Annotated in this window: 18 protein-coding genes, 1 pseudogene and 1 riboswitch; of the genes and pseudogenes, 7 read left to right on the forward strand and 12 right to left on the reverse strand. The window is 65.6% G+C overall.

The window, feature by feature from the left end:
* Window positions 1-568: 568 nt before the first annotated feature.
* The 5 genes from lnt to CH292_RS22365 form a co-directional block, all read right to left on the reverse strand.
* Entirely contained in the window at window positions 569-2,170 is a 1,602-nt protein-coding gene (gene lnt / locus CH292_RS22345) for an apolipoprotein N-acyltransferase (RefSeq protein WP_094655781.1), read from the reverse strand.
* Window positions 2,160-3,755 carry an amidohydrolase gene (locus tag CH292_RS22350; protein ID WP_094655782.1) on the reverse strand — a complete coding sequence of 532 codons (1,596 nt, stop codon included), beginning with the start codon at window positions 3,753-3,755 and terminating at the stop codon, window positions 2,160-2,162. Before CH292_RS22350 ends, lnt begins: the two co-directional genes overlap by 11 nt.
* 17 nt (window positions 3,756-3,772) lie before the next feature.
* Window positions 3,773-4,258 (reverse strand): FxsA family protein, encoded by a 486-nt coding sequence (locus tag CH292_RS22355; protein ID WP_179278042.1) that lies wholly within the window; start codon window positions 4,256-4,258, stop codon window positions 3,773-3,775.
* 99 nt (window positions 4,259-4,357) lie between these two features.
* Complete coding sequence (locus CH292_RS22360; protein WP_027498505.1) at window positions 4,358-5,017, reverse strand: response regulator transcription factor; 660 nt, start codon at window positions 5,015-5,017, stop codon at window positions 4,358-4,360.
* A gap of 15 nt (window positions 5,018-5,032) precedes the next feature.
* The gene (locus CH292_RS22365; protein WP_094628199.1) at window positions 5,033-6,193 is read right to left on the reverse strand and encodes a sensor histidine kinase; all 1,161 of its coding nucleotides are present in this window, start codon (window positions 6,191-6,193) and stop codon (window positions 5,033-5,035) included.
* Window positions 6,194-6,210: 17 nt separating this feature from the next.
* On the opposite strand from CH292_RS22365, the gene CH292_RS22370 reads away from it, so the two are divergent.
* From CH292_RS22370 to CH292_RS22380, 3 genes are read left to right on the forward strand one after another with little or no spacing between them, the layout of a single operon-like run.
* Entirely contained in the window at window positions 6,211-6,978 is a 768-nt protein-coding gene (locus tag CH292_RS22370; protein ID WP_020110051.1) for a TSUP family transporter, read from the forward strand.
* Window positions 6,960-8,525: a TldD/PmbA family protein gene (locus CH292_RS22375; RefSeq protein ID WP_179278043.1), complete on the forward strand. Its 1,566-nt coding sequence runs from the start codon at window positions 6,960-6,962 to the stop codon at window positions 8,523-8,525. Before CH292_RS22370 ends, CH292_RS22375 begins: the two co-directional genes overlap by 19 nt.
* On the forward strand, window positions 8,522-9,880 hold the full coding sequence (locus tag CH292_RS22380) for a metallopeptidase TldD-related protein (RefSeq protein ID WP_094655785.1): 1,359 nt from the start codon (window positions 8,522-8,524) through the stop codon (window positions 9,878-9,880). The genes CH292_RS22375 and CH292_RS22380 overlap by 4 nt, the downstream gene beginning before the upstream one ends.
* A gap of 10 nt (window positions 9,881-9,890) precedes the next feature.
* On the opposite strand, the gene CH292_RS22385 is transcribed toward CH292_RS22380, so the two are convergent.
* From CH292_RS22385 to cobN, 4 genes are all read right to left on the reverse strand, one after another.
* Window positions 9,891-10,316 (reverse strand): VOC family protein, encoded by a 426-nt coding sequence (locus tag CH292_RS22385; protein WP_019666244.1) that lies wholly within the window; start codon window positions 10,314-10,316, stop codon window positions 9,891-9,893.
* A gap of 145 nt (window positions 10,317-10,461) precedes the next feature.
* Complete coding sequence (locus CH292_RS22390) at window positions 10,462-12,087, reverse strand: amidohydrolase (protein ID WP_094655875.1); 1,626 nt, start codon at window positions 12,085-12,087, stop codon at window positions 10,462-10,464.
* Window positions 12,088-12,169: 82 nt separating this feature from the next.
* Window positions 12,170-12,547, reverse strand: a complete 378-nt coding sequence (locus tag CH292_RS22395; protein WP_020110055.1) for a PPOX class F420-dependent oxidoreductase — start codon at window positions 12,545-12,547, stop codon at window positions 12,170-12,172.
* A gap of 16 nt (window positions 12,548-12,563) precedes the next feature.
* A complete protein-coding gene (gene cobN, locus CH292_RS22400) occupies window positions 12,564-16,205 on the reverse strand; it encodes a cobaltochelatase subunit CobN (RefSeq protein WP_094655786.1) in 3,642 nt (1,213 codons plus the stop codon).
* A gap of 1 nt (window position 16,206) precedes the next feature.
* Window positions 16,207-16,328: riboswitch (adenosylcobalamin-variant (AdoCbl-variant) riboswitch) on the reverse strand.
* A gap of 69 nt (window positions 16,329-16,397) precedes the next feature.
* On the opposite strand from cobN, the pseudogene CH292_RS22405 reads away from it, so the two are divergent.
* From CH292_RS22405 to cobJ, 4 genes and pseudogenes are all read left to right on the forward strand, one after another.
* A pseudogene (locus tag CH292_RS22405) lies at window positions 16,398-17,794 on the forward strand (alanine--tRNA ligase-related protein).
* 9 nt (window positions 17,795-17,803) lie between these two features.
* Window positions 17,804-18,976 (forward strand): precorrin-3B synthase, encoded by a 1,173-nt coding sequence (gene cobG, locus CH292_RS22410; protein WP_256978454.1) that lies wholly within the window; start codon window positions 17,804-17,806, stop codon window positions 18,974-18,976.
* A gap of 31 nt (window positions 18,977-19,007) precedes the next feature.
* The gene (locus CH292_RS22415; protein WP_033189753.1) at window positions 19,008-19,634 is read left to right on the forward strand and encodes a precorrin-8X methylmutase; all 627 of its coding nucleotides are present in this window, start codon (window positions 19,008-19,010) and stop codon (window positions 19,632-19,634) included.
* Complete coding sequence (gene cobJ / locus CH292_RS22420; RefSeq protein ID WP_094655787.1) at window positions 19,631-21,145, forward strand: precorrin-3B C(17)-methyltransferase; 1,515 nt, start codon at window positions 19,631-19,633, stop codon at window positions 21,143-21,145. The genes CH292_RS22415 and cobJ overlap by 4 nt, the downstream gene beginning before the upstream one ends.
* On the opposite strand, the gene CH292_RS22425 is transcribed toward cobJ, so the two are convergent.
* From CH292_RS22425 to CH292_RS22435, 3 genes are read right to left on the reverse strand one after another with little or no spacing between them, the layout of a single operon-like run.
* Window positions 21,136-21,903, reverse strand: a complete 768-nt coding sequence (locus tag CH292_RS22425; RefSeq protein ID WP_094628192.1) for a cobalt-precorrin-6A reductase — start codon at window positions 21,901-21,903, stop codon at window positions 21,136-21,138. The genes cobJ and CH292_RS22425 overlap by 10 nt on opposite strands.
* The gene (gene cbiE / locus CH292_RS22430) at window positions 21,882-23,105 is read right to left on the reverse strand and encodes a precorrin-6y C5,15-methyltransferase (decarboxylating) subunit CbiE (protein ID WP_179278044.1); all 1,224 of its coding nucleotides are present in this window, start codon (window positions 23,103-23,105) and stop codon (window positions 21,882-21,884) included. Before cbiE ends, CH292_RS22425 begins: the two co-directional genes overlap by 22 nt.
* Entirely contained in the window at window positions 23,102-23,863 is a 762-nt protein-coding gene (locus CH292_RS22435) for an SDR family NAD(P)-dependent oxidoreductase (RefSeq protein ID WP_094655789.1), read from the reverse strand. Before CH292_RS22435 ends, cbiE begins: the two co-directional genes overlap by 4 nt.
* Between the last annotated feature and the right edge of the window lie 14 nt (window positions 23,864-23,877).

A 23,877-nucleotide genomic window follows, 5' to 3' on the forward strand; every position in this document is an offset into this window, starting at 1 on the left:
CAGACACCTTTCCGAGTCGACGTCGAAAGAGACGACGAACGCAGCGAAGAATTGTCAGGGACAGTTGCCGAGGTACGTGCAGTCAACAGTCATTTCCGTTCCGAGCGTGGTTCAGCAACTGGGCCCTGGTCGAGTACAGGTCTATCGGTACGGCTATCCGCCTACCCGACCGTTCACAGTTGGTTCGTTGCGCGCTGCGGTCGGGATTGGGTTCGAAAAGAATGCCGAAAAAGGCTCGATGCCGGTTTTCGATACATTCGATGGACTTGGGGATTCATTCGGAGAAATTGGTTGAATTCGATAACCGAGCAGCGCACACATCATCGACGACCCCTCCCGTACGTACACGTCACCGACCGCGCAATTGCGGGAAATTGCGCGCCAACGATCAGTTGCGATCCAGGGACCACAGCAGTCTACAAACATACAATAAGAACCCGCCGGTTTTGTAGCGGATCACTATTGAAGAATCGAGCCTACGTCACGATTCGTTACACGAATCGCGCTCTCGAACAGGCCGACCAGGAATCCTCCGTCCGAATGACAGCTCGACATTCCCGAGAACCGCTCACGCTCGAATATCGGATTCGAAACCCTTTTCCTGCGCTTTTTCGGACTTCAAGTTTGTTCTTCTGCCGATCACTGCGGTGCCGATCACGAACGCCCCGGCCAGCACACACAGCAGATACTCCGGCCACGGACCCACTGCGGTGGCAATCGTCGTATCGGTCCGAAGAGCGACACGTTGAACGAGAACCTCCGGCACGAACAGATCGCTCGCCTGCTCGACATCGCCCCGCGGCGACACCGTCGCGCTGATTCCGCTCGTTGCGGCGACAACGACGTCGCGGCCGTGCTCGACCGCGCGAACACGGGACATGGCCAACTGCTGGTACGTCATCTCGGTGTCCCCGAAGGTCGCGTTGTTCGTGGGGATCGCGATGAACTGGGCACCCGATCGAACGGACTCGGTCAACGCTCGGTCGAACGCCACCTCGTAACAGGTTGCGATTCCGACTGCCACGCCCGCGGCGTGGACGACACCGTTACCCGTGCCTGGCATGAAATACCCGGCACGATCGGCATACTCGGAGAACAACCGGAAAAAACTTCGGTAGGGCAAGTACTCACCGAAGGGTTGAATGATCTTCTTGTCGTGTCGTTCACCCGGACCGTCGGCACCGTTCCAGGCGATCACCGAATTGGTGGTGGTCCTGTCGTCGTTGACCAGAACGGAACCGACCAGAATCGGAGCACCGACGGCCTCCGACGCCTCGGTGATCAGTGCCGCCGCGTCCGCGTTTCGCAACGGGTCTATGTCCGACGCATTTTCCGGCCACACGACGATGTCCGGTTCGGCCACTCGGCCCGCCGCCACGTCGTCGGCCAGGCGCAGCGTCTCGCGGACGTGGTTGTCCAACACCGCACGTCGTTGCGCGTTGAAGTCGAGGCCCAACCGAGGAACACTCCCCTGCACGGCCGCCACGGTGATGGATGGTTCGTCCCCGGACGCCTGCGCGGGCGCGAGGGTCGGCAACAGTGCGAGCGCGGCAACGGACGCGACCACGGTGGTAGCGGTGGCTGTTGCCCATCGGCCACGCGAACGTGGCCCGAGGATGCACGCCACGAGCGCTGCGATTCCGCATCCTGTCAACGCCACACCGAAACTCAGCAGCGGCGCTCCTCCGACACTCGCCAACGGCAGTAGAAACCCGTCCGGCTGGCCGAATGCGAGTCTGCCCCACGGAAAGCCCCCGAACGGAAACGACGACCGCGCCCACTCGACGAGACTCCATGCCAGGGCAATCGACAGTGGCCACCACCGAGACCTCCCGAGGACGGCTGCAAGGACGCCGAAGACACCGATGAACACGGACTCGGCGGCCGCCAGGGCCAACCAGGGCAACGGCCCGACGTACACGCCGATCCAGGGAAGCAGCGGGACGAAGAAGCCGAGGCCCGCCACGAATCCGTACCCGAAGCCTGCTTTCTTCGACGGGCGGTTCGAAGACCCGATACCCGACACGACCCCGACGAGGATCGCGACACCGACCGGGGCGAGGAACCACAGGTGCCGAGGCGGGAAGCTCGCGAACAGCAAGAGACCGGCGACAGCAGCGAGGACGGTGGAACCACCGACGCGCAGGAACGCGCGCGGATCACGCTTCATGGATCACTCGTCCGCGGTGCACCGTGCGCAGGCAACGAGGGCTCGGAGACTGCGGATCGAGGGCGGGCAGCGGGGGTACTCCGGCCCTCGGATCGGTAGACCACCGTGCAACCGAATCGGCGGGTGCGCGCACGACCAGCTCGTCGGCATCCCAGACTGCGTAGCTCGCGGGGGCACCGGGAAGCAACGTACCTGCCAGACCGTCGCGCACACCGCCCGCTCGCCACGCACCTCTGGTGGCAGCCGAGAACGCCGCCCGAGGTGACACCGCGCTTCCTGGAGTGCGGTGTCCGACTGCGTATCGCAGAACGCCCCATGGATCGACCGTCGTCACCGGGGCGTCCGATCCGAATGCAAGGGACACACCTCTCGATGCGAGCGAGGCGAACGGGTTCAGCTCCCGCGCCCGCTCCACGCCGAGTCTGGATGCGTAGAGGGCGTCGTCACCACCCCACAACCCGTCGAAGGCCGGTTGCATGCTGGCGATCACCCCGAGAGACGCAAGAACGTCCGCCTGCGCGTCCGACACCATCTCCAGGTGCTCTATCCGGTGCCCGAGCGCAGCTACCGCCGGACCGCCGAACACCTCGGCGGTCCGGAGCAGCGCCGCGGTGACAGCGCCGACGGCACCGTCCCCGATTGCATGAAATCCCGCCTGGATGCCGGCTTCGGTACACGCGGACAGATGAGCGGCGATGGACTCGACGTCCTGGAAGGCGATGCCGGTGCCGTCATGGTCGGCGTACGGCTCGGTCAGCCACGCCGTGTGGGAGCCGATGGATCCATCGACGAACAGGTCCCCGCCCAGCGCGGCCGCACCCGTCGACGAGAGCAGCTCGCGGGCGTGCTCAGCGCTGGTGGCCAGTTCGCCCCAATAGCCGCGGACCTCGACACCGTGCTGCGTCGCCGACAACTCGGCGAAGTCGGTGGAGCCCGAGATGTCCGGGCCCGCGCACTCGTGAACCGCGCAAATACCCTGGGCTGCAAACAGATCCAGTGCCGCGAGCCGGGCCCGCGTGCGCAGCCGCGGGCCGATCAATGCCCGAGCAGTGGACCGGACCGCGTGATGGGCGTCGGCCGTGACCGGCTCCTGCGGGTCGAACCCCAACTGGGAGCTCGTGATTCCGCTGGCAGTCCGAAGGGGCGTCGAGCAGGCGGCCGAATGTGCGTCGATCCGTGACAGGTACACGTTTCGGCCGGGCGCAATCGCGTCCAGATCGGCAGTGGTCAGCGCCCCGCCATCGCCCCACGTCGAATCGTCCCAACCTTGTCCCCACACCACATCGTCGGATGTCTGCTCGACGTGCCGCCGGATTCGGTCCAGGCAGTCGGCCCGAGTCGCAGCTCCCGTCAGATCCAGTCCGACGACGGACAACCCGAGTGCCGTCGTGTGCACGTGCGAATCGACGAACGCAGGCGCGACGAATGCGCCTGCGAGATCGATTTCCTCGGCGCCCGGATGCAGGGCTCTGCCCGTGCGATCCTCGCCGGTCCATGTCACGACACCGTCGGTGACGGCCATCGCCGTTGCGTCGGGTGCCGTCGGGCTGTAGATCCGTCCACCGAGGAGCAGTTGGGTACTCACGACAGACCAGTCTGCCCTCAGCGAGTGGGCTTCTGGAAATCCTGAGGCTGAGCTTCGATGATCGCCCCGGACAGCCGCGGGCCCGTCGAATCCGGGACGACCTCGCCGTCGATGACCGTCGGCCGCATCCGCGCCGTGGTCGCGGCGACAGTGGGCATCCACCGCGCTGCGGCGAGCAGGACCAACGGACGCAACGCCCACCTCGTGAACGGCAGCAGGAGCATGATGCCGAAGAGCGACGTCACCAAGCCGGGCACGAACATCGCCACCGCGCCTATGGCGAACAGCACACCGTCCGCGACTGCGACACCGGGCGCACGCTCACCACGTCCGGCGGCGCGCAAGCCGTCCATCACCCGGCGTCCCTGAGAGCGGACCAGGATCAAGCCGACAGCCGACCCCGCCAGCAACAGCAGCACGGTCCACAGCACACCGATGGCGCTTCCCACTGCGACCAGGGCAGCTACCTCGACGATCACGTAAAGAAGAAAGAGAGCAAACACCGTCGTTCCTTTCGTTGCCTGTAGCGACAACGAACGAAGTGGTCTGGAATACTCCCGACCCCCGAGAGGTCTTCGTTTTTTATCAGGAACCGAGGCGCCCTACGACCCAGGACGAACGAGTCCGGTCTCGTAGGCGAGCACCACAGCCTGCACTCGGTCACGTAGACCGAGCTTCGTGAACATGCGACCGACGTGGGTTTTGACCGTCGCCTCGGACAAACCGAGCCGTTGCGCGATCTCGGCGTTCGACAATCCCGTCGCCAGCAGCTCGAGGACTTCGCGTTCGCGATCGGTCAAAGCGTCGAGCATCGCTGGATCACGCAACGGGGTGGCCTCGTCCGCGACCATTCTCGTCAGCAATCGCTTGGTGACCTTGGGCGAGACGACGGCATCTCCCCCGGCGATGCTGCGGATCGCGGACACCAGATCGTCCGGTGGAGTGTCCTTGAGGAGGAACCCGCTCGCACCGGCGCGGATCGCGCCAAGCACATGCTCGTCCAGATCGAAGGTCGTCATCACCAGCACCCGCGAGTGCGACGCCGAGGACGTGATCTGCTCGGTCGCCTCCACGCCGTCGATGCCGGGCATCCGTACGTCCATCAGAACGACGTCGGGCTGCAGGTCGGCCACCGCCTCCAACGCCGCTTTGCCGTCGGCGGCCTCACCGACGACGTCGATGTCCTCCTGCGCGTCGAGCACCATCGTCAGTCCCATACGCATGAGTTCCTGGTCGTCGACGATGAGAACGGAGATCGGCACCTGCACAACTTATCTTCACTCGAGCGGTAGCTCTGCTCGTACTCGCCACCGACCGTCCGACATCCTGCCCGCGTCCAACGTTCCCTGCAGAACTGCGACCCGCTCCCGCATACCCAGCAAGCCGTTTCCCGTCCCTTCGACGGCGATGGGCGGGGCACCGACACCGCTGTTGAGAATCTCGACGAGCACGTCCTCGTCGCGACGGATCACCGACACCGACGCTTTCGGGGCGTGTCCACCGTGCCGAAGCACGTTCGTCAGCGATTCCTGGACCAGCCGGTGGACACCCAGGCTGATCGCCGGACTGATGTCGTCGAGATTGCCGGTCTGCTCCAGCTCCACGTTCAATCCGGCCCTCGACATCATGTCCACCACCTTCGCGAGGCCGGCGGTGCCGTACATCGGCATGTCGTCCGCGTGCGGGTTGGTGCGCAGAAGCGCAACCGTGCGCCGTAGTTCGGCGAGAGCCGCGCGTCCCGTTGCGGAAATGTTCGCCACAGCCTGCTCGGCACGTTCGGGATCCTTCCGGATCGCGTAGGACGCACCGTCCGCCTGGACGACCATCACGCTCACTCCGTGGGCGATCACGTCGTGCAGCTCTCGTGCGATGCGGGTGCGCTCCATCGCCACCGCATCCTCCGCCCGCCGATCACGGTCGTACTCCGCGACGGCGAGCCGTGCCTCGACCGCCTCGTCGTAGGCACGACGTGCGCCGAGGAACTCCGCCGCCAGCCAGGCCAGCGCGTACATCAGCACCGTGAACAGAATCGACGTGAACAGATCCTGATCGAGGAAGACCAACGACACCATCCCGTCGACGGCCACGGCCACGAGGTAGATCGCACCCTCGCGCCGACCGACGTACGCCACCAGCGTGTACAGCATGATCGGAAGCGCGAGCAGCGACGGATGCAGACTGGTAGTGTCCCCCAGCGCATGTCCGGTGAGAACACTCAGGATGGACACGATCAGTACCGCTCCGGACACTGTTCGCGGGTGTCGCCTGCGCCACGCGACCGGAGCCGACACAGCCACGGCGACCAGTACGAACAACGGCCACAGCACATCCGTGGCCGAGCCGATGAACACTATGGCGTCGGTCAGGAACAACGCGCAGGCCAGGAGAGAATCCGCGACGAAGGGCTTGCCCCTGAGCCACAGGCTGAATCTGCGCATGTGATTGAGTTTGCCGTATGACGGCTGCCGACTGGGGATTGCTCATGGTTGCCGCGTTCAGCGCCGGGTGGGTCGATGCCGTCGTCGGAGGCGGCGGCCTCATCCTGCTTCCGGCACTGCTCGTCGTGGCCCCTGGATTGTCCGCACAAGCCGCTTTGGCGACGAACAAGATGACCGCGGTGTTCGGAACGTGCGCAGCCGTCGTCACCTTCGCTCGCAAGATAAAGATCGAATGGCGAGTGATGGCGCCTGCAGGCCTTGCCGCAGCCGTCACGTCGGCATGCGGTGCGGCCGCAGTCTCTCTCATCGACCGCGACCTGTTCATTCCGATCATCATGGTCGTCCTCGTGGGAGTCGCCATCCTGGTGACGGCGCGGCCGACGATCGGCACTGTGGCAGCCCACAATCCACCGAGTCGACGCAAGTTTCTCGTGGTGGTCTTCCTGGCGGCGGGTGCATTCGGCTTCTACGACGGAATCCTCGGACCGGGCACCGGCACGTTCTTCATCATCGCGTTCGCCACCCTGCTCGGTACCGAGTTCGTCCGCAGTGCGGCGATGGCGAAAGTGCTGAACCTCGGTTCCAACGTAGGCGCTTTGGCCTTCTTCGCGATCACTGGCCACGTGCTGTGGCAATTGGGTGCTGCGATGGCCGTGTGCAATGTGATCGGCGCGCTGCTCGGGTCGAGGACCGCACTGTCGAGGGGATCGGGGTTCGTCCGAATCGTGCTGTTGGTGGTCGTGATCGGCATGGTTGTCCGCCTGGGATGGCAACAGTTCGGCTAATCTCCATCCCTGTGACCCTGCCTCCGCACACGCACACACGCACCGTCGATGCGGATTTTCTCGATCTCCCTCTGAAAGCACTGGCCGGCGCCGCACTGGATGCGGCGAAGCGAGCCGGGGCATCCCACGCGGACTTCCGAGTCCACCGATTGGTCACCCAGTCGCTGAACATGCGCGACAGCGTCGTCCAGTCGGCGGTGGACAGTTCGGAGATCGGTCTCGCGGTCCGTGTCGTCGTCGACGGCACATGGGGGTTCGCGTCCGAATCGGAACTGTCGGAAGCGTCGGCGTCGAAGGCAGCGCAGTCCGCCGTTGCAGTCGCACGGGCACTGCGATCGCTCAACCGCGAATCCGTCGAACTGGCCGACGAACCCGTGTACCGCGACGCGACGTGGGTGTCCCCCTACACCGTCGATCCGTTCTCGGTTCCGACGACGGAGAAGGTCGAGCTCCTCGCCGCGTACTCGGATTCCCTTCACACCGCCGAGGGCATCGACCACGTCACTGCGTCCGTCCTGCAGGTCAAGGAACAGACGTTCTACGCCGACCTCGCCGGCAGCTCGATCACCCAGCAGCGGGTTCGCCTGCACCCACAGTTCGAGGCCACCACCGTCGACCACGAGGCAGGCGCGTTCGAGACGATGCGCACGTTGGCACCTCCCACCAGTCGCGGATGGGAATATCTGGGACCCGGCAGCACCTGGGACTGGTCCGACGAACTGGAGCGGATTCCATACTGGCTGTCGGAGAAAGTGAAGTCTCCGACGGTCACCCCCGGCACTCTGGATCTGGTAGTCGATCCGACCAACCTGTGGCTCACCATCCACGAATCGATCGGCCACGCAACCGAATACGATCGTGCCATCGGGTACGAGGCGGCCTACGCGGGCACGTCGTTCGCCACGCCGGACAAGTTGGGGACGCTGAAATACGGCAGTGCCCACATGCACGTGACTGCGGACCGCACCGAACAGCACGGACTCGCGAGCATCGGATACGACGACGACGGCGTCGCCGCGCAGCAGTGGGACCTGGTCAAGGACGGCGTACTGGTCGGCTACCAGCTCGATCGCGTGTTCGCCCCTCGACTCGGCCTGCCTCGTTCCAACGGCTGCTCGTACGCCGACTCACCCCACCACGTACCGATCCAGCGCATGGCCAACGTGTCGCTTCGACCGGACCCCGACACCGACCGTACCGTCGACGATCTCGTGGCCGAAGTCGAGGACGGCATCTACATCGTCGGCGACAAGTCCTGGTCCATCGACATGCAGCGGTACAACTTCCAGTTCACCGGCCAACGCTTCTTCAGGATCAGGAACGGCCGGCTCGACGGCCAGGTTCGCGACGTCGCGTATCAGGCGACGACAACCGATTTCTGGGGTTCGATGGACCTCGTCGGCGGCAAGTCCACGAGGCGGCTCGGTGGTGCGTTCAACTGCGGCAAGGCACAACCCGGGCAGGTCGCGGCGGTCAGCCACGGATGCCCGGCTGCACTGTTCCGCGGCGTCAACGTGCTCAACACTCGATCGGAGGCAGGCCAGTGATCGCCGGACACGAGGTGATCGAACGTGCACTGTCCGCGGCGACGGTCGACGAGACGATCGTGATCGTCACCGATTCCAGCGAGGCCTCGCTGCGCTGGGCCGGCAACTCGATGACCACCAACGGCATCTCGACGCTTCGACGCTGGACGGTGATGTCGATCGTCCGCACCGACGCAGGGGCACGCGCCGCGACCGTGTCCTCCACGTCGGTGGACCCCGCGGACATCGCGGGCGTCGTCGCCGCAGCGGAACGAGCAGCGCGCGCGGCCGGTGTCGCCGAGGATGCGATGCCGCTTCTGACGGGCACCAGCGTGCCGGACGGCTGGGAGGCACCGTCGCAGCGAACGAACATCGACGTGTTCGGTTCGCTCACCGGTGGCCTGTCGTCGGGGTTCGACGGCACCGACCAGCTCTACGGATTCGCACACCACCAGGTGGAGACGGTGTGGCTGGGAAGTTCGACCGGGATCCGCAAGCGATACACCCAACCGACAGGATCGGTGGAGATCAACGGCAAACGCGGTGACGCCAGCGCGTGGGTCGGCACCGGGACCACGCGGTTCGACGACGTCGCGGTGGACTCACTGCTGGCCGATCTCTCCACGCGCCTGGACTGGGCCGACACACGCGTCGACCTCCCGGCAGGACGGTACGAGACGATACTGCCTCCGTCGGCAGTCGCCGATTTGATGATCTATCTCATGTGGACGATGGAGGGTCGGGGCGCCCAGGAAGGACGCACCGCATTGTCGCGCGCCGGTGGAACTCGCATCGGAGAGAAACTCGGCACTCTCGACCTGACACTGTTCTCCGATCCCGCGGCACCCGGCCTCGAGTACTCGCCGTTTCTGGCGACGGGATCGTCCAACGACTCGGTGTCACTGTTCGACAACGGGCTGCCGACCTCACGCGTCGACTGGATCGCCGACGGCGTGATCAATGCCCTCTCCTATCCCCGCTTCGCAGCCGAGGAGTACGCGACTCCCGTGACCGTGCCTGGGGACAACCTGATCCTCACCGGTGGCGACACGTCCATCGAGGACATGATCGCCGGGACCGAACGTGGTCTGCTTCTGACCACGATGTGGTACATCCGCGAGGTCGATCCCGCGACGCTGCTGCTGACCGGCTTGACACGAGACGGCGTCTACCTGGTCGAGGACGGCGAGGTAGTCGGATCGACGAACAACTTCCGTTTCAACGAAAGCCCGCTCGACCTGCTCCGACGAGCAAGCCAAGCGGGCATCAGTTCGCCGACACTACCTCGGGAATGGAAGGACTGGTTCACGCGAACAGCGATGCCGCCGTTGCGCATTCCGGACTTTCACATGTCTTCGGTCAGCGCGGCCCAGTAGTCGTCGACACCTACTCGGCCGGTCCCGACACCTCGAGTGCGATGTTGTCGGGGTCGCGGAACTCGAGGATCGCGAGGCCGGGGCCTCCGCTCTTGATTCCCTCGTGCGCGATACCCAATCGGTCGAGAGTGTCCACCGCATCCTGCAGCGCCTGCCGACTGTCCACGCCGAAACTCAGGTGATCGAGCCCCGCACGGTCCGCGTCGAAGTTGTCGTCGTCCGGTGCGACCGGACGGAGACCGAACAATCCGCCGGGGAACTGATAGATGACTCCACCGAACAGAAACCACAGGGATTTCTTGGTCTCCTCATCGGCATTCGGGTCGTACTCGAACGCCACATCGAAACCGAACACGTCGTCGTAGAACTTTCGCGACACGTCGATGTCGCTGACCGTGAGCCGGACATGATGGAAATCCGTAGCTGCAATCGGCACGGTGCTTCTCCGCTCTGGTGGTCTCTGCCACCCGTTGTTCGTCCTCTATCCGACACCGCCCTGCCTGTCGTCCGCAGGCCGCCGTTGTACAAGTACCCACTTGCGCATATCGGAATCAGACCGAACGGGATCAGGTGACACCGCGTCACGCGGACCCGTCGTACACCTGAACTCCGCCCAGATAGGTCGCGAGAACGTCCAGGTCCGCGATGGTCTCCGGTGGGACGTCACGGGGGTCGGCGGACAGAACGACGAAGTCCGCGTACTTGCCGACCTCGATCGATCCGATGACGTCGTCGGAGAACAACTGCCAGGCGGCATCGATGGTCTGCGCGCGGATGGCCTGATCGACCGTCAGGCACTCTTCCGGGGCGGACACCGATCCGCTGGGCGTCGTTCTGGTCACCGCCACGGCGATGTTGCGCAGCGGTTCCTCGGGTGTGACCGGCGGGTCGTTGTGCAGCGAAATCCTCATGCCTGCTGCGACGGCAGACCCGGCAGGCATCCAACGGCTACCGTGCTCGGGACCGAACAGTCCGTCCACCAGGACGTCTCCCCAGTAGTGGATCTGATCGACGAACAGACTGCACGTGACACCGAGAGCCACAGCACGCCTCAACTGATCCTGCCGGATCGCGCCGACGTGTTCGAGCCGAAGCCGGTGATCGGAACGAGGATGACGGCGAAGCACACTGTCGTAGACATCGAGAATCGTGTCGATCCCGTTGTCTCCCATCACGTGACACGCGATCGGCCAGCCGCGCGGGAAGTAGGCGTCGACGATCTCGGTCAGTTGTTCGTGGGTGTAGTTGGCGTGTCCGCAGGACCCGGGTTCGACGCCGATGCTGCGGGTCGCGTCGGTGTCCAGGTACGGGAACGACAGATCTATGTTGCCGATCCACGGCGAGCCGTCCACCCAGATCTTGATTCCGGTGTGCCTGATCATGTCGTCCCCAGCCCCGGGATCGGTGCTCGCCGTCATCGCCGGACTCGACATCTCGTAGGTCCGGAGCCGGACGGTCAACGCTCCGGACTCCTCGAACCCGGCCACCAGCGGCCCGAATTTCGGGTCGTACGCCATCTCGGAACACGTCGTCAGGCCGGCACGGTTCAGCCGTGCACATTCAGCGGCAAGCATGGCCGGATAACCCCCTGCGGTCATCGCACCCGCGACGAGCGGAAACACCGCTCCGGTTTCCCGCGCGGTCCCGTCCAGCTCGCCGTCGACGTCTCGGCCGTACGCCGCGCCTTTGGGGTCGGGGGTGTCTCGATCCAGACCCAGGCTCCGTGCTGCTGCCGAATTGAAGAACGCGAGATGCCCGGAATTGTGCAGAACGACCAGGGGTGTTGCCGGCGCGATCGAGTCCAGCCAGTCCAGTGTCGGATCGGGAAGTCCGTTCTGCAACAGTGCATCCCAGCCGCTGAGGAACGCTCCGTCGTCACCGCGTCGGGCGACTTCGCTCCGTATCGCGTCCAGGATTTGCGTCGGATCGGTCATCGTCACCGGGCGGATGTCGACCATCCGATCCGAGAGCACCAACGCTTCCATGAGCGGATGACCGTGGGCCTCGACGAGCCCCGGCAGCACGCATCCGTCGCCGACGTCGATCACCCGGGTGGCGGGACCGACGAGAGGTTCTGTTTCGGCCCGAGAGCCGACGGCCACGATTCGGCCGCCTCTCACACCGACGGCTTCGGCGGTGGGAAAGGATGGATCGACCGTCAGAATGCGGCCGAAAAGTACCAGGTCTGCGTCACCGAAGTCCGACATGAGCGCCAGTATGGCGCCCGGCGCGGGCAATCACCGCCACATTCGAAGCGACTACGCGCCGTGACCGCCGGATCTCACCCGATCATGATGGGACGACGGAAATGCCGACCGTCCCCGATTTGCCACGACGCAGTGAACTGCCCTTCACCGTCAGCCATCCGAGGATGCCGTACTTCGACGCGATCGCCGCACGTGCCTGCTCGGTACCTGCCGCATCGAGGATCTCGGCGACGCCGTCCACCGCCGCGCCTTCGACCTTGCCACGCGCAGTGCACGGCGCAACCGTCACCTTCGCGTTTCGCTTGATCCGCTTGACCTTCCACGAGTCCGTCGTCGTCCACACCAGCAGCCGGTCGCCGTCGCGCGCCCCCCACAGCGGCGTCGCGACGGGCGTGCCGTCCTTCTTGAACGTGGTGAGCGAAACGTACTTGCCGTCGGCGATCTCCTGGAACGTGGCCATGCCGACCAGGATACGGCTATTCGCCCTCGAGGTCGCCTTCCGTTTCCAGGTAGACCTGGCGCAACCCATCGAGGATGTGCTGGTCCGGTTCCGCCCACATCTTGCGTTCGACGGCCTCGAGCAGCCTTTCGGCGATGCCGTGCAGCGCCCACGGGTTGGACTGCTGCATGAACTTCTGATTCTGCTCGTCCAACACGTACGTCTCGGCCAGCTTCTCGTACATCCAGTCCGCGACGACGTCGGTGGTGGCGTCGTACCCGAACAGATAATCGACGGTCGCCGCCATTTCGAATGCGCCCTTGTATCCGTGCCGACGCATCGCCTCCAGCCACCGCGGGTTGACGACGCGTGCACGGAACACGCGTGCGGTCTCCTCCGACAACGTGCGGGTCCGCACCGACTCCGGTCGCGTGCTGTCGCCGATGTATGCCTCGGGCGACTTCCCCGTCAGAGCGCGGACGGTGGCGACCATGCCGCCGTGGTACTGGAAGTAGTCGTCGGAATCGGCGATGTCGTGCTCACGCGTGTCGGTGTTCTTGGCAGCCACGGCAATTCGCTTGTACGCCGTGCGCATGTCGTCCGACGCAGGAACGCCGTCGAGTCCGCGTCCGTACGCGAACCCACCCCAGGTCGTGTAGACCTGGGCCAGATCCTCGTCGCTCCGCCACGTCTTGCTGTCGATCAGCTGAAGCAGACCCGCACCGTAGGTGCCCGGCTTCGAACCGAAAATGCGCGTAGTGGAACGACGTTCGTCACCGTGCTCGGCGAGGTCCGCCTGCGCGTGCGCACGCACGTAGTTCTGCTCCGCCGGCTCGTCCAACGCAGCTACCAGACGAACCGCGTCGTCGAGCAACGCCAGAACGTGTGGGAAGGCGTCACGGAAGAACCCACTGATGCGAACGGTCACGTCGATGCGCGGCCTACCGAGTTCTTCGAGGTCGATGACCGCAAGCGTGGTGACACGCCGCGACGCTTCGTCCCACACCGGCGACACACCGAGGAGCGCGAAGACCTCGGCCACATCGTCTCCCGACGTGCGCATCGCCGACGTGCCCCACACCGACAACCCGACCGATTTCGGCCACTCGCCGTGATCCTTCCGGTACCGAGCCAGCAGCGACTCCGCCATCGCCTGCCCGGTTTCCCAGGCCAGCTTCGACGGCACGGCCTTGGGGTCGACCGAATAGAAGTTGCGCCCGGTGGGGAGCACGTTGATCAAGCCGCGCAACGGCGAACCGCTGGGGCCCGCAGGGATGAATCCACCGTCGAGGGCGTGCAGAACCTGCTCGATCTCGCGCGAGGTACCGCGCAGACGCGGGACCACCTCGGCCGCGGCGAACTTCAGAATCTCGGCAACGGTGGGGCCGTGGTCCCCGGCGACTTCCTCGGCTCGGGACGGATCCCACTGCGTGAGCTGCATCGCCGAAACCAGACCGTGAGCGATCGACTCGACCTCGTCGACTCGGACGCGCTCCTCGTCGCCGTCCTCACTGAGCCCGAGAGCCTCGCGCAAGCCGGGAACCGACTGCTCGCCGCCCCACATCTGACGAGCCCGGAGCATCGCCAGAACGAGCTCGACCTCGGCGTCGCCGACGGGTTCGGAACCGAGCACGTGGAGACCGTCACGGATCTGTACGTCCTTGATCTCGCACAGCCAACCATCGACGTGCAGAAGCATGTCGTCGAACACTTCTTCGTCGGGCCGTTCCTCGAGCCCCAGATCGTGGTGCATCTGAGCAGCCGTCATGAGCGTCCAGATCTGCTGGCGGATAGCAGGCAGCTTCGCTGGATCGAGCGCCGAGATGTTCGCGTGCTCGTCGAGCAGTTGCTCGAGACGTGAGATGTCGCCGTAGCTCTCCGCGCGCGCCATCGGAGGAATCAGATGGTCGACGAGAGTCGCGTGTGCGCGCCGCTTCGCCTGGGTGCCCTCGCCCGGATCGTTGACGAGGAACGGATAGATGAGCGGCAGGTCACCGAGAGCTGCGTCGGTTCCACACGAGGCGGACATGCCGAGAGTCTTGCCCGGCAGCCATTCGAGGTTGCCGTGCTTGCCGAGGTGCACCATCGCGTCGGCTCCGAAACCGCCGTTCTGCGCGGACGCCTGAATCCAGCGATACGCCGCCAGATAGTGGTGGCTCGGAGGCAGATCCGGGTCGTGGTAGATCGCGACCGGCTTCTCGCCGAATCCACGCGGCGGCTGAACCATGATGACGACGTTGCCGAACTGCATTGCGGCGATGACGATCTCGCCTTCGGGATCGACCGACCGGTCCACGTACATATCGCCCGGAGCGGGACCCCAATGTTCCTCGACTGCCGACGTGAGATCCTCGGGTAGTTCCTCGAACCAGTTCCGGTACTGCGCGGCCGAGATACGGATGGGGTTGCCCTCGAGCTGCTCGGAGGTGAGCCAGTCCGGATCCTGACCGCCGCGCGCGATCAGCGCGTGGATCAGAGCGTCACCGTCACGCGCTGCGAGACCCGGAATGGCGTCGGGACCGTCCAGTGGACCCAGATCGTAACCTGCGGTGCGCATCTCGGACATCAAGGCGATCGCACTGGCCGGAGTGTCGAGGCCGACGGCATTGCCGATCCGGGCGTGCTTGGTCGGGTACGCCGAGAACATCAGCGCGATCCGCCGGTCCGCCGCCGGGATGTGCCGAAGCCGTGCGTGACGTACGGCGATACCCGCGACGCGCGCCGCTCGTTCGTGATCGGGAACGTACGTGGTGAGTCCGTCGTCGTCGATCTCCTTGAACGAGAACGGAACCGTGATGAGTCGGCCGTCGAACTCGGGAACGGCCACCTGGGTGGCGACGTCGAGCGGCGAAAGGCCGTCGTCGTTCTCCTCCCACGTCGCGCGACTGCTCGTCAGACACAGTCCTTGCAGAATGGGAACGTCGAGGGCGGCGAGTTCGGCGACGTCCCACGCCTCGTCGTCTCCGCCTGCCGACGCACCTGCGGGTTTGGTGCCGCCGGCCGCCAACACGGTCACGATCATCGCGTCGGCGCACTTGAGAGTGTCGAGCAGCGCGGGTTCGGCGGTGCGCAACGACGCGCAGAAGATGGGAAGCGCGCGGGCACCCTTGGCTTCGACGGCAGCGCTCAGAGCTTCGATGTACGCCGTGTTCCCGGCGAGATGCTGGGCGCGGTAGTACAGAACCGCAACGACAGGAGCGGAGCCTGCGGAGTGACCAGTAGAGACAGGACCTGAATTTGTGTCGTGGGTGGATTGCCGGTCGAGGGTGCCCCAGGTGGGGGTGTGCATCGGCGCCGCGAATCCGTGTCCGGTCAGCAGCACGGTGTCGGAGAGGAATGCGAAGAGCTGGGCGAGGTTGTCAGGCCCGCCTTCGGCGAGGTAGTTGTGGGCCTGCGCGGCGACGTTGCCGGGAACGGTGGACAGTTCCATGAGTTCGGCGTCGGGTGCTTGTTCTCCGCCGAGAACGACGACGGGGAGTCCGGTCGCGAGGACTGCGTCCACGCCTTCTTCCCACGATCTCTTCGATCCGAGGATGCGGAGCACGATCAGTTCGGCGCCGTCGGCCAGGGACGGGACGTCGGCGGCGAGGAGCCGCGAGGGGTTGCCCCACCGATAGTCGGCACCGCTGGCGCGCGCGGACAGCAGATCGGTATCCGAGGTGGACAGCAGCAAGATCACGGGTAACACCCTCCTGGGGTTTTCGCGCCCCTGGTCGTTCTACGTGGCAGCTTCGGAGAGGGTCTGGCTGTGACAGTGGCGCGACCGCACCGGACTTGCACCGGATTTCCTCTCGGCCGAAGCCTTCTGGTGGGGAATGCTACCCAAGTGAATCCGCTGCCGTGTCCACCCGTTCGCTCGTAGCATCGACGGATGGATGCTCGGGACATACGCAGCGCGTACCTGCAGTTCTTCGCCGACCGTGGCCATCGGCCGATCGAACGAGCGTCACTGGTGCCCGTGGGCGATCCGACGACCCTGTTCAACGGCAGCGGTATGCAGCAGCTACTCCCCTATCTACTGGGTGCCCAACACCCCGAGGGGACGCGTCTGACCGACAGTCAGCCGTGCGTTCGCGTGCAGGACATCGAGGAGGTCGGCGACAACCGGCACACGACGTTCTTCGAGATGCTCGGCGACTGGAGTCTGGGCGACTACTTCAAGGATCAGCAGATTCCGTGGTTCTGGGAGTTCCTCACCGGTGTCGTCGGTCTCGATCCCACCCGAATCTTCGTGTCGTGTTTTGCCGGCGACGAGCGGCATTCGATACCGAAGGACACCGAGAGCGCCGATGTGTGGGCGTCGATGTTCGCCGCAGCGGGCATCGACGCGGACCGTGTCGATCTCGGTACCGAGGAACACGGCGGCCGAGTCGGTAGCAACGGGGCCAGGATCGCGTTCTACGGCGCGAAGAACTGGTGGTGCCGCGCGGGCTCGGCCGATGCGATGCCGGTCGGGGAACCCGGCGGTCCGGATTCCGAGGTGTTCTACCTCTATCCCGACGTTCCTCACGACACGGCGTACGGCGAGTTCTGCCACCAGAACTGCGATTGCGGGCGCTACATCGAACTCGGCAACTCGGTGTTCATGCAGTACGTGCGCACCGCAGACGGATTCGACACGCGCCGCGGCGCAACGTCGATTACGGAGGCGGACTCGAACGCATCGCGGCCGCGGCGATCGACAGTCCCGACGTGTTCCGCAGCTCGCTGCTGTGGCCGATAGTCGAACAGTTGGAAGCTCTGACCGGTGCGACGTACGCCTCGCACACCGCGGCCATGCGGGTGGTGGCCGATCACCTGCGCGGTGCGGTGTTTCTCGCGGTGGACGGAGTGCGACCCGGCAACAAGGAGCAGGGGTACGTGATGCGCCGGTTGATTCGGCGCGCCGTTCGATTCGCGTTCGACCTCGGCGTGGAGCAGAACTTCGTGCAGGACGTGGTCCCGACGATCGCCGGGTTGTACCGCAGTGCGTATCCCGAGGTGGACCGGCTGCACGACGAAGTCGTCGCCGTCCTCGTCAAGGAGGAGAAGGTCTTTCGGCAGACTTTGCGTCGGGGGCTGCGAGAGCTGGCCAGAATGGCCGACGGACCCATCACCGGGGACGAACTGTTCGTCCTCTACGACACCTACGGGTTTCCGGTGGAGCTCAGCGTCGAGGAAGCCAGAACCCGTGGGCTCACCGTCAGTGCCCGGTGGCGTACGGAGTTCGACGCGAAGATGCGCGAGCAGCGCGAACGCTCCCGCGCCGCCAACAAGATGCACTTGTAGCCTGAAGAAGTGAGTTCGACCGATTCCCGAGCCGTCCCGGACAAGTGCCCGGGCGCCCTGTCCATGCACCAGGCTGCCGACGGCTCGCTGGCTCGCGTGCGTCTACCGGGCGGAGTGGTCACTCCGGCGCAGATGCTCGTTCTCTCCGGCGCTGCGACCGAGCTGGGCAACGGTTCGATGGAGTTGACGTCGAGAGGCAATGTTCAATTTCGCGCTGTGTCCGACGGAGACGAGCTTGCACGTCGGCTGTCCGACGCAGGTCTGTTGCCGTCACCGACGCATGAACGAGTGCGCAACATCCTCGCATCGCCACTGACCGGTCGAGTCGGGGGAATCGCAGACGTACGCGACTCGATCGGCCGACTCGACGCCGCCCTGTGTGCGCGGCCGGCACTGGCCGAACTTCCGGGCCGCACACTGTTCGCGCTGGACGACGGCCGAGGCGACGTTCTCACGGCGCGCCCGGATTTCGCGGCAGCGGCCGTATCCCCCGAACATCATTTTTCCGGCGATCCAGCGGACGAGAGGGCCCGGTACGCGCTGGTTCTCGCGGGCCGGGACACGGGTGTTCGCATCGCCGAAGGCGATGTCGTCGACGTACTGCTGGCGTCCGCTCAGGCGTTCGTGGACCTGCGAACCTCCGAATGGCGGCTGAGCGAGCTCGACGACGGACCCGAACGAGTGCTTGCGGCTCTCGGCTCGACTCCGACCACGGAGACCCGGCTCGAGGTGGGGACGTCGTCGACTCCCCCCGTCGGCTGGCTACCGCAGAACGACGGCCGGGTAGCTCTCGGCGGAGCGCTCGCCCTCGGTACGTTGGACGGCCGGCTCGCCGAGTTCCTGGCGGCGATCGACAGACCGTTGGTGCTCACCCCGTGGCGCAGCGTGGTGGTGTGCGATCTGGACGAGGACATGGCCGACACCGTGGTGCGTGTTCTCGCACCCATGGGTCTGATCTTCGACGAGAACTCACCCTGGATCGACGCCAGTGCCTGCACCGGCTCCCCCGGGTGCGAGAAGTCGAACGCCGACGTACGCGCAGATCTCACCGACGCGATCGGCGCAGGCACGGTCCTACGCGGACGCCGACAGCACTGGTCCGGATGCGACCGTCGGTGCGGGGCGCCGAAGGGAGATGTACTGAACGTCGTCGCCGGACCGACCGGATACCGGGTGTCCTGACCGCTCACCGGCCTGACCTATCGTGAACGCCATGCACGACTACATCCGCGACGGCGCGGAGATCTACCGACAGTCCTTTGCAACCATCAGGGCCGAGGCGGATCTGTCGGCGTTCTCCGCGGACATCGCGCAGGTCGTCGTGCGGATGATCCACGCGAGCGGCGAGGTCGATCTGACCGAGGTCATCGGCGCCACGCCGAACGTCGTCCACGATGCGCGCGCAGCGTTGAAGTCCGGCGCCCCGATTCTGTGCGATGCCAACATGGTCGCCGCGGGTGTCACCCGTCGGAGGTTGCCCGCGGACAACGAGGTCCTCTGCACGCTGTCCGACCCGCGGGTTCGCGACCTCGCGGACAAGCTGGGGACCACCAGGACCGCAGCGGCACTGGAGTTGTGGGGAGACCGACTCGACGGCGCCGTCGTCGCGATCGGCAACGCCCCGACCGCACTGTTCCATCTGATGGAGATGCTCGCCGCCGGTGCCCCCGCGCCCGCCGCCATCGTCGGAGGCCCGGTCGGTTTCATCGGCGCAGCCGAATCGAAAGAGGACCTCATCGCATCCGGACTGGGTGTGGAGTATCTCGTCGTCCGTGGCCGCCGTGGAGGAAGTGCGATCACCGCTGCAGCGGTCAATGCCATTGCGAGCGAGGAAGAATGAGCGTCGCTGCAGGCAAGCTGTGGGGTGTCGGAATCGGCCCGGGCGACTCGGAACTCGTCACCGTCAAGGCCGCCCGCGTCATCGAGGCGGCCGACGTGATCGCGTTCCACAGCGCGCGTCACGGCCGAAGCATTTCACGAGGCGTCGCGGCACCCTACATGCGTGACGGTCAGATCGAGGAGCACCTGGTGTATCCGGTCACGACGGAGACCACCGATCATCCGGGCGGATATCAGGGTGCGATCGACGAGTTCTACGAGGAGGCCGCGGCTCGATTGGCAGCCCACCTCGCTGCCGGTCGCGACGTCGCGTTGCTCGCCGAAGGCGATCCGCTGTTCTACAGCTCCTACATGCACATGCACAAACGACTCGTCGGCCGTTTCGACGTCGAGGTGATACCCGGCGTGACGTCGGTCAGTGCGGCATCTGCAGCGCTCAAGACTCCCCTCGTCGAACGTGACGAGGTGTTCACGGTTCTACCCGGAACCTTGCCCGTGGACGAATTGACGCGGCGGTTGGCGGCCACCGACGCCGCAGCGATCATGAAGCTCGGCCGCACCTTCCCCACTGTCGTGCAGGCGCTAACGGACGCGGGCAGGTTGGACGAAGCGAGATACGTCGAACGCGCGAGCACGGAGGGCCAACGCGTCTCGAACGCCGCGGACGTCGACCCGTCGGCAGTTCCCTACTTCTCGATGGTCGTCGTGCCGAGCCCGGCCAACAACGCCGTGTTCCCCACACCCGCGGACCGGAAGGTCGAGGTCGGTGCAGTCGGTGAGGTAACCGTGGTCGGACTCGGTCCGGGCGCAGACTGCTGGACGACCGAGGAGGTGCGTCGAGAACTCGCCCGCGCCACCGACCTCGTCGGATACGTCACGTACTTGAACCGAGTAAGGCTCGGACCCGGTCAGATTCGGCACGCGAGTGACAACAAAGTGGAGTCCGAGCGTGCCGCGTTCGCGCTCGATCTCGCCAAGCGAGGCAAGCGCGTGGTGGTCGTCTCGTCCGGTGACCCCGGGGTGTTCGCCATGGCGTCGGCGGTGATCGAAGTAGCGGCCGAACCGCAGTGGGCCGATGTTCCGGTACGGGTGGTCCCCGGCATGACAGCGGCGAATGCAGTCGCGAGCCGGGTGGGCGCGCCGCTCGGACACGACTATGCGGTCATCTCGCTGTCCGACCGCCTCAAACCGTGGGACGTGGTCGCGAACAGGATCACTGCTGCCGCCGCCGCCGACATGGTCATCGCCGTCTACAACCCGGCGTCGAAGTCCAGGACGTGGCAGGTCGAGAAGATGCGAGACCTGCTGTTGGAACACCGCAGCCCGCAGACTCCCGTCGTCATCGGACGTGCGGTAGGCAGCGACGAAGAGTCGGTTCGCGTCGTCGAACTGGGCGACCTCGACCCGAGCGAGGTCGACATGAGATGCCTGCTCATCATCGGCTCCTCGCAGACGCACGTCGTCGAGACCGGCGCGGGCCGGCAGGTGTTCACCTCTCGTCGTTACCCCTGACGTACGTGGTGGCCTCGAAGCCACTCCACGACGGCTCCGACGGAGTCTGCAGTGAAATCCGCCCCCGCTTCCCGAGGTCGGTCGATCATCACGACGGGGACACCCAGGCGACGGGCTGCGGCCAACTTTGCGTCCGTCATCGCTCCACCGCTGTTCTTCGTGACCATCGTGTCGATGCGATGCACCCTCATCAACTCGATTTCGTCGGCCTCCGCGAAGGGTCCGCGCGCGAGCAGCACCTCGTGATGCGGCGGTAGTGCGCCGATGGGCGGATCGATGCTCCGGACGAGGAACCAGGTGCGCTCGATCCACGCGAACGCATCGACGTTCTGTCGTCCGATCGTCAGAAACGACCGACGGGACAAGCGTTCGACTGCCTCGGCAGCCTCCGAGATCGATCCGACACGAATCCACCGGTCGTCCGCCGACGGCGTCCAGGCAGGGCGCACGAGCCGGACGAGCGGTGTACCGGTGGCGCGCGAGGACTCGCGCGCGTTGGACGACATCGACGTCGCGAACGGGTGCGTCGCGTCCACGACGACGTCGACGCATTCGTGTTCGAGCCACTGCGTCAATCCTGCCGGACCTCCGAAACCTCCGACCCGAGCCGAACCGACCGGCAGCTGTGGCTCGTGCACACGTCCCGCCAAGGACGAGACGACGTCGAGGCGCGGATCGCCGTGGACCTCGGCGGCGAGCGAACGAGCCTCCGAAGTTCCGCCCAGCAGAAGGATCTTCACCGTTTGACGGCTGTCCATTGCGTGACGGGCATGTGGGGCCTCCAGCCGGTGAACGATCCCAGCGCCTCGGCCCGGTAGATCTGGAATCTGCGCAGAGAACCGCCGAACTTCGAAACATAGTGAAGAACCAGCGATTCCGACTCGGCGGTGACCGCATTGGCAACCAGTCGCCCGCCCACGCGAAGTCGCTCCCAGCAGACGTCGACCATGGCGTCGCTGGTCAGGCCGCCACCGATGAACACGGCGTCGGGTACGTCGTCGGGTACCTCTTCGAACGCAGCAGGTGCACGTCCGAGTACTCGAAGGCTCGGCACTCCCAACGCCGACGCGTTGGCGTCGATCTGCGCTCGTCTGGCGTCAATGGATTCGAAAGTCGTTGCTCGACAACGCGGGTGCGTCCGCATCCACTCGATGGAGATGGAACCCGAGCCGCCCCCGACGTCCCACAGCAGCTCACCGGGCGCGGGCGCGAGTGCACTCACGGTCAAGGCTCGGACCTCGGCTTTGGTCAGCTGGCCGTCGCCGGAGTAGGCGTCGTCGGGCAGACCCGGAACTCGGGTGAGCCGGCCCGACCGGTCGTCGGCGACGCAGTCGATCGCGACGACATTCAGTGGATCTCCGGCCGGGTGGTTCCACGAACCGGCCTCACCCGCCACCGAGTGCTCGGACGGCCCACCCAGTTGCTCGAGTACGGTCATCGACGACGCAGGATAGCCGGCCTCACAAAGCTTTTCGGCCACGGCTGCCGGCGTGTCCTGATCGCGCGACAGGACGACGATGCGTGCACGGTGCGCCAATGCCGCGACGAGAGTGCTCGGCGCCGTGTTGACGAGATTGACGGTGACCACCTCGTGCACCGCCCAACCGAGCCTGGCGCAGGCGAGCGACACCGAGGACGGAGCGGGAACGACATGCAATCTCGCGGCCCCGAATTCGCGGGCGAGCGTCACCCCGATTCCGTAAAACATCGGGTCGCCGCTCGCGAGCACGCAGATTCTTCGGCCGTGCCACTCCGCGAACGAGGTACGCAGACTCGGGACGAGCGGAGTCGGCCACCGGCGCGCCTTCTCGGGCGGAACCGGAGTCGAGTCGAGCTGGCGCCTCGACCCGAACACGACATCGGCCTCCGCGACGATCACCCGTGCCGACTCGGAGAGTCCGGCCCACCCGTCGGCCCCGATTCCGACGACGGAAATGGGCTGCGCCTGCAGCGAGGTCATCGAGGGGCCTTCCGCCACAACCACTGTGGAACGAATCGGACGGCGAAGTAGATCGGCGCGAGGATGCCGGGAATCCACACCCTCGACTTCCCGGCACCCAGAGCCGCGGCCACCGCGTCGGCGACCTGTGCAGGTGAGCTCGAGAACGGGGCGGGAGTCATACCCTTCGTCATCGAACCGACGACGAAACCGGGGCGAACGAGCAGCAGGCTGACACCCGACCCTCGAAGAGCGTCGGACAAGCCCGTCGCGAATCCGTCGAGACCGGCTTTGGCCGATCCGTACACGTAGTTCGCCTTGCGCACACGCACTCCCGCGACGGAGGAGAACACGACGATCCGGCCGGTGCCCTGAGCGCGCAGGACAGTGGCGATCCGGGTCAACACGGCGGCCTGTGCAACGAAGTCGGTGTGCAGAATCGCCGCTGCATGAGCAGCATCCTGCTCGGCACGTGTTTGATCGCCGAGGATGCCGAACGCCAACACGACGGTGGACAGGGGCCCGTGCTCGGCAACGACCGACTGGAGCACGGCGCCGTGCGACCCGAGATCGTCGGCGTCGAACTCGACCGTCGCCACGGTGGTCGCACCTGCGGCCACGACCGCGTCCACCTGTTCGGTCAGGTCGTTGCTCCGGCGTGCGGCAAGCACGACGGTCCGGCCGGACGCCAGACGCGTAGCGAGCTCGAGTCCGATCTCGCTACGTCCGCCGAGAACAAGAACCGTGCCTTCGGGTGCAGTGGTCGTCACGACGGTCATTGTGGCCGATTACC

Origin of the sequence: Rhodococcus sp. 14-2470-1a (assembly GCF_002259425.1) — a bacterium.
Taxonomy (GTDB): domain Bacteria; phylum Actinomycetota; class Actinomycetes; order Mycobacteriales; family Mycobacteriaceae; genus Rhodococcoides; species Rhodococcoides fascians_E.

Excerpts from the sequence above, each read along its gene's own strand:
- CH292_RS22395 (WP_020110055.1), bottom strand. The coding sequence starts at position 12,547 with ATGGCCACGTTCCAGGAGATCGCCGACGGCAAGTACGTTTCGCTCACC.
- CH292_RS22425 (WP_094628192.1), bottom strand. The coding sequence starts at position 21,903 with ATGGACAGCCGTCAAACGGTGAAGATCCTTCTGCTGGGCGGAACTTCG.
- CH292_RS22390 (WP_094655875.1), bottom strand. The coding sequence starts at position 12,087 with ATGTCGGACTTCGGTGACGCAGACCTGGTACTTTTCGGCCGCATTCTG.
- cbiE (WP_179278044.1), bottom strand. The coding sequence starts at position 23,105 with ATGACCTCGCTGCAGGCGCAGCCCATTTCCGTCGTCGGAATCGGGGCC.
- CH292_RS22415 (WP_033189753.1), top strand. The coding sequence starts at position 19,008 with ATGCACGACTACATCCGCGACGGCGCGGAGATCTACCGACAGTCCTTT.
- CH292_RS22435 (WP_094655789.1), bottom strand. The coding sequence starts at position 23,863 with ATGACCGTCGTGACGACCACTGCACCCGAAGGCACGGTTCTTGTTCTC.
- lnt (WP_094655781.1), bottom strand. The coding sequence starts at position 2,170 with ATGAAGCGTGATCCGCGCGCGTTCCTGCGCGTCGGTGGTTCCACCGTC.
- cobJ (WP_094655787.1), top strand. The coding sequence starts at position 19,631 with ATGAGCGTCGCTGCAGGCAAGCTGTGGGGTGTCGGAATCGGCCCGGGC.
- CH292_RS22370 (WP_020110051.1), top strand. The coding sequence starts at position 6,211 with ATGACGGCTGCCGACTGGGGATTGCTCATGGTTGCCGCGTTCAGCGCC.
- CH292_RS22375 (WP_179278043.1), top strand. The coding sequence starts at position 6,960 with ATGGCAACAGTTCGGCTAATCTCCATCCCTGTGACCCTGCCTCCGCAC.
- CH292_RS22365 (WP_094628199.1), bottom strand. The coding sequence starts at position 6,193 with ATGCGCAGATTCAGCCTGTGGCTCAGGGGCAAGCCCTTCGTCGCGGAT.